15 protein-coding genes and 1 tRNA gene are annotated in these 11,953 nt (G+C 68.7%); 10 read left to right on the forward strand and 6 right to left on the reverse strand.

Features of this window, described 5'->3' with window-relative positions:
• Positions 1 to 46: 46 nt before the first annotated feature.
• The 6 genes from ABQJ54_RS17405 to ABQJ54_RS17430 all read left to right on the forward strand — a co-directional run bounded on the left by ABQJ54_RS17405 (position 47) and on the right by ABQJ54_RS17430 (position 4,021).
• Positions 47 to 120 (forward strand) — tRNA-Gly (locus ABQJ54_RS17405).
• A gap of 58 nt (positions 121 to 178) precedes the next feature.
• Entirely contained in the window at positions 179 to 646 is a 468-nt protein-coding gene (locus ABQJ54_RS17410; protein WP_367855586.1) for an ATP-dependent zinc protease family protein, read from the forward strand.
• Positions 643 to 1,560: a 30S ribosomal protein S6--L-glutamate ligase gene (rimK, locus tag ABQJ54_RS17415; protein WP_367855587.1), complete on the forward strand. Its 918-nt coding sequence runs from the start codon at positions 643 to 645 to the stop codon at positions 1,558 to 1,560. Before ABQJ54_RS17410 ends, rimK begins: the two co-directional genes overlap by 4 nt.
• A 143-nt stretch (positions 1,561 to 1,703) precedes the next feature.
• Entirely contained in the window at positions 1,704 to 1,925 is a 222-nt protein-coding gene (locus tag ABQJ54_RS17420) for a hypothetical protein (RefSeq protein WP_367855588.1), read from the forward strand.
• 142 nt (positions 1,926 to 2,067) lie between these two features.
• The gene (locus ABQJ54_RS17425; RefSeq protein WP_367855589.1) at positions 2,068 to 2,754 is read left to right on the forward strand and encodes a response regulator transcription factor; all 687 of its coding nucleotides are present in this window, start codon (positions 2,068 to 2,070) and stop codon (positions 2,752 to 2,754) included.
• Positions 2,738 to 4,021: a sensor histidine kinase gene (locus ABQJ54_RS17430; RefSeq protein WP_367855590.1), complete on the forward strand. Its 1,284-nt coding sequence runs from the start codon at positions 2,738 to 2,740 to the stop codon at positions 4,019 to 4,021. Before ABQJ54_RS17425 ends, ABQJ54_RS17430 begins: the two co-directional genes overlap by 17 nt.
• Positions 4,022 to 4,123: 102 nt before the next feature.
• Here ABQJ54_RS17430 and ABQJ54_RS17435 read toward each other — a convergent pair whose 3' ends face one another.
• Genes ABQJ54_RS17435 through ABQJ54_RS17445 form a run of 3 tightly spaced genes read right to left on the reverse strand, consistent with a single transcriptional unit; the run spans position 4,124 to position 5,983 of the window.
• On the reverse strand, positions 4,124 to 4,558 hold the full coding sequence (locus ABQJ54_RS17435) for a hypothetical protein (RefSeq protein WP_367855591.1): 435 nt from the start codon (positions 4,556 to 4,558) through the stop codon (positions 4,124 to 4,126).
• Positions 4,559 to 4,601: 43 nt separating this feature from the next.
• Positions 4,602 to 5,546, reverse strand: coding sequence for a serine/threonine protein kinase (locus ABQJ54_RS17440; protein ID WP_367855592.1), 945 nt, complete (start codon positions 5,544 to 5,546; stop codon positions 4,602 to 4,604).
• Positions 5,543 to 5,983, reverse strand: coding sequence for a hotdog fold thioesterase (locus ABQJ54_RS17445; protein WP_367855593.1), 441 nt, complete (start codon positions 5,981 to 5,983; stop codon positions 5,543 to 5,545). Before ABQJ54_RS17445 ends, ABQJ54_RS17440 begins: the two co-directional genes overlap by 4 nt.
• Positions 5,984 to 6,009: 26 nt before the next feature.
• Here ABQJ54_RS17445 and ABQJ54_RS17450 point away from each other — a divergent pair, with 26 nt between their 5' ends.
• On the forward strand, positions 6,010 to 7,101 hold the full coding sequence (locus tag ABQJ54_RS17450; RefSeq protein ID WP_437343370.1) for a 2Fe-2S iron-sulfur cluster-binding protein: 1,092 nt from the start codon (positions 6,010 to 6,012) through the stop codon (positions 7,099 to 7,101).
• Between the two features lie 64 nt (positions 7,102 to 7,165).
• Here ABQJ54_RS17450 and ABQJ54_RS17455 read toward each other — a convergent pair whose 3' ends face one another.
• From ABQJ54_RS17455 to ABQJ54_RS17465, 3 genes are all read right to left on the reverse strand, one after another.
• Positions 7,166 to 7,612: a rhodanese-like domain-containing protein gene (locus ABQJ54_RS17455; protein WP_367855594.1), complete on the reverse strand. Its 447-nt coding sequence runs from the start codon at positions 7,610 to 7,612 to the stop codon at positions 7,166 to 7,168.
• Positions 7,613 to 7,685: 73 nt separating this feature from the next.
• On the reverse strand, positions 7,686 to 8,099 hold the full coding sequence (locus tag ABQJ54_RS17460; RefSeq protein WP_367855595.1) for a hypothetical protein: 414 nt from the start codon (positions 8,097 to 8,099) through the stop codon (positions 7,686 to 7,688).
• A gap of 65 nt (positions 8,100 to 8,164) precedes the next feature.
• The gene (locus ABQJ54_RS17465; RefSeq protein ID WP_367855596.1) at positions 8,165 to 8,632 is read right to left on the reverse strand and encodes a YiiD C-terminal domain-containing protein; all 468 of its coding nucleotides are present in this window, start codon (positions 8,630 to 8,632) and stop codon (positions 8,165 to 8,167) included.
• Positions 8,633 to 8,703: 71 nt separating this feature from the next.
• Here ABQJ54_RS17465 and ABQJ54_RS17470 point away from each other — a divergent pair, with 71 nt between their 5' ends.
• From ABQJ54_RS17470 to ABQJ54_RS17480, 3 genes are read left to right on the forward strand one after another with little or no spacing between them, the layout of a single operon-like run.
• Positions 8,704 to 9,468, forward strand: coding sequence for a uroporphyrinogen-III synthase (locus tag ABQJ54_RS17470; RefSeq protein WP_367855597.1), 765 nt, complete (start codon positions 8,704 to 8,706; stop codon positions 9,466 to 9,468).
• 54 nt (positions 9,469 to 9,522) lie between these two features.
• A complete protein-coding gene (locus ABQJ54_RS17475) occupies positions 9,523 to 10,635 on the forward strand; it encodes a uroporphyrinogen-III C-methyltransferase (RefSeq protein ID WP_367855598.1) in 1,113 nt (370 codons plus the stop codon).
• Positions 10,632 to 11,885 (forward strand): heme biosynthesis HemY N-terminal domain-containing protein, encoded by a 1,254-nt coding sequence (locus tag ABQJ54_RS17480; RefSeq protein WP_367855599.1) that lies wholly within the window; start codon positions 10,632 to 10,634, stop codon positions 11,883 to 11,885. Before ABQJ54_RS17475 ends, ABQJ54_RS17480 begins: the two co-directional genes overlap by 4 nt.
• The last annotated feature ends 68 nt before the right edge of the window (positions 11,886 to 11,953 follow it).

Below are 11,953 nucleotides of genomic sequence, written 5' to 3' on the forward strand. Positions count from 1 at the left end.
GATTCCCACCGCGCCGTTTCCCGGGTTACCATCCGCGGACCGATGCGCGGGTGTAGCTCAATGGTAGAGCTGTAGCTTCCCAAGCTACTGACGAGGGTTCGATTCCCTTCACCCGCTCCACTTCCACGCACCGCATCGGATCCGACCCATCGCCACCCCAGCGAGCGCGACCACACCGATGACCGATCCGGCTATCCCGAGTCCGATCGTGCTGGGCTGGCGCGAACGGCTGGCGCTGCCGCAGCTGGGTATTGCCCAGCTCAAGGCCAAGCTCGATACCGGCGCACGCAGCAGCGCGTTGCACGTGGAGTCACTGGACAGCTTCCTGCGCGATGGCGCGGTATGGCTGCGCTTCACCGTGCGTACCGGGCGGCACCCGGCGGAGCGGTTGTGCTGCGAGGCGCCGGCGCTGGATCGGCGCGCGGTCACCGACACCGGCGGTCATCGCACCGAACGCTGGTTCATCCGCAGCGAGATCCTGCTCGCGGGTCAGCGCTTCGTGGCCGACATCAACCTGACCGATCGGCGACACATGCTGTTTCCCATGCTGCTCGGCCGCAGTGCCCTGCACGGGCGTTTCGCGGTCGATCCGGCACGTGCCTACACCCAGCCCCGGCTGCCGCTGGCAGCCATGGATCGCCCATGAAGATCGCCATCCTCTCGCGCAACGCACGGCTGTACTCGACCCAGCGACTGGTGGATGCGGCGCGCGCGCGCGGCCACGTGGTGCGCGTGCTCGACCCGCTGCGTTGCTACGTGCGCATTGCACCCGGCAGCGTGGCGATCCGCTACAAGGGCAAGCCGGTACGCGACCTCGACGCGGTGATCCCGCGCATCGGCACACAGAGCACGTTCTACGGCACCGCGGTGCTGCGCCAGCTGGAGACGATGGGGGTCTACACGCCCAATTCCTCCGACGCGGTGCTGCGCGCGCGCGACAAGCTGCGCAGCCTGCAGATCCTCGCCGCACAGGGCATCGCGATGCCGGTCACCGTGTTCGGCGACAACCCCGACGACACCGAGGACCTGCTGGCGATGCTGGGCGAGCCGCCACACGTGATCAAGCTCAACGAAGGCAGCCAGGGCACCGGCGTGGTGCTGGCGGAAAAACGCAGCGCCTCGCAGAGCGTGATCGAGGCCTTCCGCGGCCTCTACGCGAATTTCCTGGTGCAGGAATTCATCGCCGAAGCGAAGGGCTGCGATCTGCGCTGCTTCGTGGTCGGCGGCAAGGTGGTGGCGGCGATGCAGCGCGAAGCCAGCGCGGGCGATTTCCGCGCCAACCTGCATCGCGGCGGCAGCGCGGCGGCAGTGAAACTGAGTGCGGCGGAGAGACGCATTGCTGAGCGTGCCGCCGCCGCGATGGGGCTGGATATCGCCGGGGTCGACCTGTTGCGCTCCGACCGCGGCCCGCTGGTGCTGGAGGTGAACGCATCGCCGGGGCTGGAAGGCATCGAGGCGGCCACCGGCGTGGACGTGGCGGGTGCGATCATCGAGCTGCTGCAGGCGAGGGTGGGTGGCACGCAACGTGTCGCACGACGCGGCAAGACGAATGCGACATGAACGTCGCGCGCGGGGTTAACCGGGTCGTAACCCCCGAGCCTCTATAACCGATTCCGCTGTCGATTTGCCTGAAGCGTGCCGTGAGGTCCGATTACGGTGGATGGCGGTAACGGGACGAGCACCTGTGCCCGGATGCGGCGGCGATGAGTCGGCACATCCGGGTTTTCTTTTTGCGGCCACCATCCCTGGCGGCCGCCCTTCGGGCCATCGCTGGCGCGATGTCAAAAATCGTTCCGGACGATTTTTTGCGGCCAGCAACCTTGGCGGTCGTCCTTCGGGCCGTCGCTGGCGCGGTGTCAAAAATCGCTCTGGACGATATTTTTGCGGCCAGCAACCTTGGCGGTCGTCCTTCGGGCCGTCGTTGACACGATGTCGAAAATCGCCCCGGCGATTTTTTGCAGTCATCCGTTCAGGCCGTAGCCGGTTTGCCGCGAGTTTCGCAGGCCGCGAATGTTAAGCTTGCGACCGGGGCCGGCCCATGCCGCCGGCGGCATCGCGGAGCGGCGCATGCGCGTACTGGTAATCGAAGACAACAGCGATATCGCGACCAACATCGGCGACTATCTGGAAGATCGTGGCCATGTGGTGGACTTTGCCGGCGATGGCGTCACCGGCCTGCATCTGGCGGTGGTGCACGATTTCGACGTGATCGTGCTCGACCTCACCCTGCCCGGCATGGACGGCCTGGAAGTCGCGCGCAAGCTGCGTCACGAGGCGCACAAGCAGACCCCGATCCTGATGCTCACCGCACGCGACGCGCTGGAACAGAAGCTCACCGGCTTCGAATCCGGTGCCGACGACTACATGACCAAGCCGTTCGCGCTGCAGGAGCTGTCCGCGCGGCTGGAAGTGCTGGCGCGCCGCGGCAAGGGCCCGCAGAGCCGCGTGCTCAAGGTGGCCGACCTGACCTACAACCTCGACACGCTCACGGTGAGCCGCGCGGGCAAGGCGATCCAGCTCAACCCGATCGGCCTCAAGCTGCTGCAGGCGTTGATGGAAGCCAGCCCCTCGGTGGTGACGCGGCAGGACCTGGAGCAGAAGGTGTGGGGCGAGGAGCTGCCCGATTCCGATTCGCTGCGCGTGCACATCCACGGCCTGCGCGCTGCGATCGACAAGCCCTTCGACAAGCCGCTGATCCACACGCGGCACGGTATCGGCTACAGGATGGTCGAGCCGGATGCAATCCAGGCGTAAGCTCCGTTTTCGCCTCGTTCTCTCCTTCGCGCTGTTCGGCTTCGGCCTCAGCGTGCTGTTTGCTGTTGCCTCGTTGTACGTGCGCGCCAAGGTCGAGGACCAACTGGTGGTGTCCTCGTTGCAGCAGGATGCCGACAGCTACGCGCAACAGATGCACGAGTCTCCGGGACAGCCGTTTTATTCCAAGCTGATGACAGGTTGGGGTTGGAGCGACCGTACCATCTACAAGGCTCCGTTGGCTTGGCAGAATCTGTCCAGCGGTGTGCATGACGTTTACGAAACGGATGCGGACGGTCATCTGCGCCACTACAAGCTGGCAGTGAGTCGCCGCTTTGGCTTGATTGCTTTTGTCCGGTACGACGTCAGCCGCGACGATTTGGGCAAACGGCAGTTGTTCACGGCGCTGATCACGGTGGTATTGCTGCTCAGCATGCTCTCGCTGGCCATAGGTCTCTGGCTTTCACGCAAAGTGCTGAAGCCGGTGACTCAACTCGCGCAGCGCATCCGCGATTTCCGCAAGGCCGGCAAGGCCGAGCCGCTCGCCCAGCATTTCGCCGACGACGAAGTGGGCGAACTGGCACACGTGCTGGACGAATATGCGGCGCGACTCACTGCGATGGTAGAGCGCGACCGCGAGTTCAACTCCGACGTCAGCCACGAGTTGCGCACGCCGCTGGCGGTGATCTCCAGCACCACTGAGTTGCTGCAGGACTCGCCTGATCTCACCGACAAGCTGCGCGAACGCCTGAAGCGCATCGAGCGCGCCTCGCGCCAGGCCACCGAGCTGATCGAGGCTCTGCTGCTGCTGTCGCGCGCCGAGCGGCGCGGTCCCACCCGCGGCGAGACCACCGAGGTGGCCAAGGTCGCCGCCGACGTGATCGAGAGCCAGCGCCCGCAGGTGCGCGGCAAGCCGCTGGAGATCGAGCTGGCGGCGCTGGAGCCGGTCAGCGTCAACGCGCCGGCTTCGGTGCTGTCGGTGGCGCTCACCAACCTGATCGGCAACGCGATCAAGTACACGCTCGAAGGCACGGTGCGCGTCGAGGTGGGTGGTGGCCGCATCGAGGTGATCGACACCGGCCCCGGCATCAAGCCGGAGGATGCCGAGCGCCTGTTCCAGCGCGGCGTGCGTGGCGAAGGCGCCGGCGGCAGCGGCGCGGGTCTCGGCCTCGCCATCGTGCGCCGGTTGTGCGAGCTGTACGGCTGGGATGTGTCGATGCGCCCGCGCACCGACGCGAACGGCGCGATCGCCAGCATCGTGTTCGGCTGAGCATCCCGCGCGCGGAAGGAAATTGTAGGAGCGGCTTCAGCCGCGACCGTGGCGCGAGGAATCGCGGCTGAAGCCGCTCCTACGGCCGCTCCTGCGCGGCAATCAGCGCAGCCTCAATGCCAGCCACGACAGCAGCGCCAGCAGGTTGATGCCGAGGTGCGAGGCGGCGGGACCACCGATGGCGAGCACGAAAGCCTGGCTGCCGAAGTGCGCGGCCAGTCCCAGGTGCGGCGGCAGGTGCAGCGTGGCGAACACGTTGACGTAGCCGCCGCAGTGCAGCGCCCAGCTGAAGACCGGCGTGGCGATCAGCGGCAGCTGCAGCAGCTGCGCCCAGCCCGACCAGCGCACGCCGCGCTCGCTGTTCTCCAGCAACAGCGCGCCCGCCACCAGCACGAAGGCGTACAGCACAAGGCCGATCAGTGCGACCGCGCTGTCGTGCGCACGGAACGGCAGCAGGCGGTACAGCATCTGGATCATGCCGTAGCAGCCGCCGGCCACTTCGAGGATGCCGATCAGGCGGAACAGCAACAGGCGCATGGGGACTGGCTCCGGAAAAGGAGAGGCATTGTAGGCGAGGAGCTCAATCGAGCGCGTCGGCCAGCTCGTGCAGATCGGCGATGTGCTCGTCCCACCAGCGCGCCTCGGCCACGAACGGAAAGGCTGCGGGGAAGGCGGGATCGCGCCAACGCTGGGCGATCCAGCCGGCGTAGTGCAGCTGGCGCATCGCACGCAGCGCGGGTATCAGCGCGAGCTCCGCGAGATCGAAGTCGCGCAGCTGGGTGTAGCCGTCCAGCAGCGCGCGCATCGCCGCGTCGTCGCTGGCGAGCATCCACAGGTCCTGCATCGCCGGACCCATGCGTGCATCGTCGAGGTCGACGAAGTGCGGGCCGGCATCGGTCCACAGGATGTTGCCGGGGTGGCAATCGCCATGCAGGCGCAGGGTGCGCACGGGGCCCACGGCATCGAAGCGCGCGGCCACCGTCGCGTCGAGCCGTTGGGCGGCGTTGCGGTAGGCGGTGTGCAGATGTGCGGGCAGCAAGGACGAGGCCAGCACGGCCTGCATCGGCTGCATGATCAACGTGGTGCGGTCGAGCGTGCCACGGTGTGCGAACGGACGGCGTGCGCCCACCGCATGCAGGCGTGCGAGCAGGCGACCCAGCCATTCCAACTGTTCGCGCGATTCCAGTGCTGGCGCACGGCCACCGTGGCGCGGCGCCAGCGCGTAGCGGAAGCTGCCGTGCTGCAACAGGGTGCGGCCGTCGAACACGAGCGGCGCCACCATCGGCACTTCGTCGTCGGCCAGTTCCTGTGCGAAGGCGTGTTCCTCGAGGATCGCGGCATCGCTCCAGCGGCCGGGGCGGTAGAACTTCGCGATCACCGGCGGGGCGTCTTCGATACCCACCTGCCACACACGGTTCTCGTAGCTGTTGAGTGCGAGCAGACGGCCGTCCGGCCACAGGCCGCAGGCGCCCACGGCGTCGAGCACCAGGTCGGGGGTGAGGCCCGCGTAAGGTGTGTCGTTCAACGCGCTGCCACCATGTCGACCGGCACCACCGCCATCGTCAGTCGCGACACGCACACCAACCGTTGCCGTTCGTCCTCGATGCGGATCTCCCACACCTGGGTGCTGCGTCCCAGATGCAATGCCTTCGCGGTACCGGTGACCGTGCCATCGCGCACGCCGCGTATGTGGTTCGCGTTGATTTCCAGGCCCACGGCGCGGAACTTCGCGGGATCGAGCGTGAGCATTGCTGCAGTGCTGCCCAGTGTCTCGGCCAGCGCCACCGAGGCGCCACCGTGCAACAAGCCGTAGGGCTGGTGGGTGCGGCCGTCCACCGGCATGGTGCCGCGCAGCCAGTCCTCGCCGGCCTCGGTGATGCGGATGCCCAGCGCCTCCATCAGCGTGTTCGCGCTCCACGTATCGATGCGCGCCAGATCGGTGTCCTGCTGCCAGATGCCCATGGTCGGTCCTCGGAAACGGACATGCATTGTCGGCCGACCGCCATCGCGGCGACAATGTGCGCGTGTTCACCGTCACCCTGAAAAGCACCGGCCGTCGCTTCGACGTGGCCGCGGGCGAAACCGTGCTGGAAGCCGCGCAGCGTGCCGGCATCGCCTTGCCGTACTCGTGCCGTGCCGGCGTCTGCGGCAGCTGCAAGGCCACCCTGCTGGCCGGCCGTTGCGAGTACCCGCGCAACCCGCCGCTGGCGCTGGACGCCGACGAGCGTGCCCATCATGCCGTGCTGCTGTGCCAGGCGGTGCCGGCCAGCGACCTGCTGCTGGAAGCGCGCGAGGTGGCTTCGGTGGAAGATATCGCGCGCCGCCAGCTCACCGTGCGTGTGACCGAGAAGCGGGCGCTGGCGCCCGACGTGACCGGACTGCACCTGTTGCCAGCCGAGGGCCAGCCGCGCCTGCAATGGTTGCCGGGGCAGTATCTCGACGTGCTGCTGGACGAGGGTCGGCGCCGCCCGTTCTCGATCGCCAACGGGCCACAACCGGACGGCAGCATCGAACTGCACGTGCGCCATGTCGCTGGCGGCGGTTTCACCTCGCGGGTGGCCAACGAGCTTGCGGTGGGCGACACGCTGCGCATCGAGGGGCCACTAGGTACCTTCGTGGCGCGCGAGGACTCGGAACGACCGATGATCTTCATGGCCGGTGGCACCGGCATCGCCCCGGTGAAGGCGATCGTCGAACATTTCCTCGCGCTGGGCACGCGCCGCACGATGGATGTGTACTGGGGCGCACGCCGCGCCGCGGACCTGTATCTGCTGCCGCAGGTCGAACAATGGCAGCGGCGGGCGCCGCAGCTGCACTTCCACGCGGTACTGTCCGAGGCAGAGCAGGCCGCCGACGCGGGACTGCGCACGGGGCTGGTGCACGAGGCGGTGCTGGCCGATCACCCGGAGTTGTCGACGTACGACGTCTACATGAGCGGGCCGCCCGCAATGATCGACATCGCACGCCATCGCTTCGTGGCGGCGGGGTTGCCGGAGGAACGGCTCTACTACGACTCGTTCGATTACGCCCCGGACGTGCTGGCGCAGATCATCGCCGCCCGCGCGGGATTCCACCTGTAGGAGCGGCTTCAGCCGCGATTCCAACGCTGACGCTGATCGCGGCTGAAGCCGCTCCTACGCGTTCCTATTTGTTGCCATTGGCCACCGGCAGCTGTGCCTGTTGCCAGGACAGCACGCCGCCGCCCAGGGTGTAGACCTTCTGGAAGCCGGCCTTGACCAGGCGCTGCGAGGCCTTCACCGAGTTGCCGCGGCCGTCCTTGTCCATCACCACCACTGGCAGTTCCTTGGCCTTGGCCAGGTCCTTGTGCTCGGGATCGAACTGGCTCATCAGCACGTGGCGCGCGCCGGGCACGTGCATCTTCTCGAAGTCGGCGATCGCCGAAAGATCGATCAGCAGCGGGCTGTCGCGGTTGATCAGCTGGGTCAGGCCGGCCGGCGTCAGCTCCTTGCTCTTGCCGAGCAGGAGGCCGATCTGCACCACGATCAGCGCGACCAGCAGGATCGCGAACAGCGCAGCCAGCGCCGCATGGTTGCCGATGAACTGGGGCAGCTTGTGCAGGAAATCTTGCATGTCGTTTCCACGGGGCGCGACAGCCGCGCCGGTACGGTCAAACCGGCGATTATACGGGGATCTGGGACGTCGTTCAGTCCTGCCGGATGTCCGGCGGGCCGCTTTCCAGCCACCAGTGCTTGGTCTTCTCGTCGTAGCGCCAGACCTGGTGCTGGACGACACTGCGTTCCACCTGGGTGTGGATGTTGACGAAGCTGATCTGCGCCGTCTGCTGCACTTCGTCCTCGTTCAGCGGTGTCGGGCCGGCGCCTTCGTCGTAGTCGGTGACGCGCACCTGCTGGTAGCGCGCCAGGTCGAGGTTGGTGGGCGGATGCGCCTTGAGCACCTTGGGGTCGATGAACTGCAGCGCGCTCTGCAGGCCATCCCAGCGCACCGCGCCGCCATAGGCGTTGAGCGTGGCGGTCAGGTTGTCGTTGCGGGTATTTTGCGCACAGCCGGCCAGCAGCAGGGTGGCGTTGGCGGCGAGCAGGAGCAGGATGCGGCGCATGGCGGTTTGTCCCCCGGAGGTCCGTGTCATTCTGCGGCGGCGGACGCGCCGCTTCAATCGCGGGATCAGGCGGAGCGTGCCTTGGCCACGAAGCGGGCGGTCAGGATGGCGGCGGGCTTGCCGTCCGCGCCGGGCACGTTGCAGCTCACTTCGATGCGTGTCTTGCCGCGTGTCTGCAGGGTGTCGAAGAAACTGGCCCAGTCCGCGTCTTCGGCCAGCCGCGCCTCGGCGCGGAAATCCGCCCACACCGGCTGCAGGTAGCGCACGGTGGATTCGCCCACGAACACGTCGCAGTCTTGGCCACGCGCGCGCAGCGCCAGTTCCACCAGGCCCCAGCCGCACAGCGTCATCAGGCTTACCAGGCTGCCGCCGAACGCGCAGCCCTTGTCGTTGACGTTCGGCGCCAGCGGTGCGCCCAGGATGAGCAGGTCGTCGTCGTGGGACTGCAGCTCGAGATCCATCGCCCGCGCCAGCGGGATCTTGTCGCGGATGAAACGAACCAGGTCGCGGGCGGCATCGGGGCTTGGGTTCACGGGTGATCCATGGGGAGCGATGGCAGCCGCTAGACTGCAGGCTGGCCGGGTCGAAAAGATGTGGGGCGCTGGTGCCTTCCTCAAGAGCAAGCAAGCCGTCCGCGTTGCACGGCCGGGTGGTGGTGATCACCCGCCCTGCCGGCACCGCCACCGCACTGGCTCGACGCGTGCGCACGTGCGGCGGCGTGCCGCTGCTGCTGCCGGGCCTGTCGCTGCGCGGCACGGTGGACGAGGCGGGCATGTGCTCGGCGCTGCGCACCGCGCTGACGGATGCGCTGCTGGTGTTCACCAGTCCCGCCGCAGTGCGCTTTGCTGCGGCGCTGGTGCCCTTGCGCACGCGCGCCACCGTGTTGGCGGTGGGGCGGGGCACGGCGCAGGCGTTGCGCCGGCATGGCGTGTCCGCGCAGGCGCCGGGGCAGCAGGACAGTGAAGGCCTGCTCGACCTGCCGGCCGCGCAAGCCCTGCACGGCAAGCGCGTGGCCCTGATCGGCGCACCCGGTGGGCGCGGCATGTTGCGCGAGCAGCTGGCCGCACGTGGTGCACGGCTGCGTGAGCTGCAGGTATACCGACGCGTGCCGCCGCGGCTGGACCGCCGGCACGTCGAGGCTGTGCAGGCACTGCCGCGTTCGGCGCGAGTGCTGCTCTCCAGTGCCGAGGCGCTGCAGAACCTCGTGAACTCGCTGCCGGAACCGGCTCTCGCGCGCCTGCGTGCGGCGATGGCCGTGGTCAGCAGCGCGCGGCTGGCGCAGGCGGCCCGCGAGGCGGGTTTCACGCGTGTCGTGCAGGCCGGGTCGGCGTTGGCCACCGACCTGCTGAAGGCTGCCGCCCTGCGCTGATCGTTTCACGGCCTTGCAACGAACGCCCCGGGACTGCCTGCTAGCATGCCGGGCATGAACGAACACGAGCCTGAACCGTCCGCCACACCTGCCGCCACGCCGCGCGCCACGAAACCCGCATCACGCGATGCTGCGCCGCGCGGCGGCAGTGTTGCGCTGGCTCTGCTGCTGGCACTGCTGGCCTTGCTGGCGGCTGGCTACGTGGGCTGGCGCCAGTGGCAGCAGCGGCAGGGGCACGCCACCGATGCGCAGGCGCTGAATGCCTTGCAACAGCGCGTGGCCGCGTTGGAAACCACTTTGGCCAGTGTCAGCGGCGGCCACGCCAACCTCGCCCAGCGACTGGAGGCCGCCGACCAGCTCGACCGCACGCTGCAGGCCTCCCAGCAGTTGCAGGGCGACCGCCTGCGTCAGCTGGAGGGAGCGGTGGGCAAACTCTCCGAGAACACGCTCTCGGCGCATGATGCCACCTTGCTCGACCAGACCGAGTCGCTGTTGCGCATGGCCAAGGAGCGCTACGAGTTGTTCCACGACGCGCAGGGTGCGGCCGCTGCTTATGCACTGGCTGCGCAGACGCTGGCCGCGGTGAACGACAGCGCATTTGCGGGGCTGCGCCAGGGCGTCGAGACCGAGCGCCGCGCGCTGCTCGCCAGCCAGCCGACCGGCCAGGCCGAGGCGTTGGACAAGCTCACTGCGTTGCGCGGCGCGCTGCCCGCGTTGCCGCTGAAGCCGCTGGACGTGCCGGCGGGTGCATCGTCGAGTACGTGGTCGCGCATCGGTCGCGCGCTGGCCGGCGTGATCAGCGTGCAGCGCGACGACGGCTCGCCGCTGGCAGTGGCCGATGCGCGCTTCGCACGCGAGCTGGCGGCGCTGGATCTCGCGCAGGCACAGGCCGCGCTGCTGGCGCACGATCCCAAGGCCTGGGCCGCGGCCTTGCGGCGCGCCGACGCCGGGCTGGCCGGCCAGTTCGACGACCGCGCCGAATCCGTGCAGCAGGCGCGCGCCACGCTGAAACAGCTGGCCGACGCCTTGCCGAACAATACGCCAGTGCAACTCGGTGCCACGCTGACCGAGTTGCGCAACCTGCGCGCGGTGCACACGCTGTCGAACATTCCCGTATCGGCGGCCAGTACGGCGGTGCCGGGGCGCGCCGCGGGAGCCGCGCGATGAGTTTGTGGCGCTGGATCCTGCTGCTGGTGATCGTCGCCGCGCTGGCCGCGTTCGGCTGGCACTGGGTGGCGGTCGATCCCGGCTACGTGCTGGTGCGCATGCATGGCTGGCGCGTGCAGACCACGGTGGTCGCCGCCGTGGTCATCCTGCTCCTGGCCTGGGTCGTGCTCATCGCAGCATGGCGGCTGCTGCGCTGGCCGTTCGGCGCACTGTCGCGGCGGCATCGCCGGCTCAGCCGCAAGCGGCTGGCCGAGGGCCTGATCGCGCTGATGGAGGGCCGCCACGGCGATGCCGAGCGCGACCTCAACCGTGCCTCGCGGCTGGACGCGCTGCGAGGTGTCGCCCTGCTTGCCTCCGCCGAGGCCGCCTCGCGTCGCGGCGAACACGGCCGTGCGCTGGAGATCCTCGCCGAAGCCTCGCAGGCCGCGCCGCAGGCCGCCCGCGTGCTGCGCGCCCGCGTGCTGCGCCGTGACGGCAAGGCCGCCGAGGCGTTGGCCCTGCTCGTGCCCGATGCCGACAAGGCTGCACTGCCGCCGGGCGGCTGGCGCGAGCTGGCACTCTCCGCGCTGGCCGCAGGCGACACCCGCCGCGCGCTTGCCACCTTGGAACCACTGCAGAAAAGCGGCGCGCTCGGCACGCGTGGCTATACCGTGATCGAGGCGAAGGTGCTGGTTGCCGCCATCGACGCCGCGCCCGACGGCGCCGCGCTCAACACGTTGTGGTCGCAATTGCCCAAGGCCCAGCGCCGGGCCCCCGCCGCCATCGACGCCTACGCGCGTCGTGCCGCCGGTTTCGGCCTGGTGCTGCCCGCGATGGACGAGCTCGAATCCGCACTGCGCCGCGAATGGACGCCGGAACTGGTGGAGGCCTACGGCGTGCTCGCCGGCGGGGACCTCGACGCCCGCCTGCGCCGCGCCGAAGGCTGGCTCGACCAGCACCCCAACGACGCCGTGTTGTTGCTTGCGCTGGGCCGCATCTGCGTGCGCTCGAAACTTTGGGGCAAGGGCCGCCAGTACCTCGAGCGCTCGCTGGCACTCGAATCCGGCACTGGTGCCTGGGAAGCGCTTGGCAATGCCTGGCAGGGCCAGGGTGACGCCACCCAGGCGCAACGCTGCTACCGCAACGCCCTCGCCATGGCGCGTGGTGAGACCGTGCGCCAATCCCACGGCCAGACCAGCGGCGTGATCGATACCAGTGCCATCGCGGTGGAGGAGCGCGACGAGCATGGGGTGCCGCGGTTGCGAGGGTAGGTCTTCAGAGCCTGCCCGGCGAGGAACGCGTGCCGGGCCATGGACGGTCGCAGCGGCAAGTTGCGCGG

Origin of the sequence: Rhodanobacter lycopersici (assembly GCF_040812335.1) — a bacterium.
Taxonomy (GTDB): domain Bacteria; phylum Pseudomonadota; class Gammaproteobacteria; order Xanthomonadales; family Rhodanobacteraceae; genus Rhodanobacter_A; species Rhodanobacter_A lycopersici.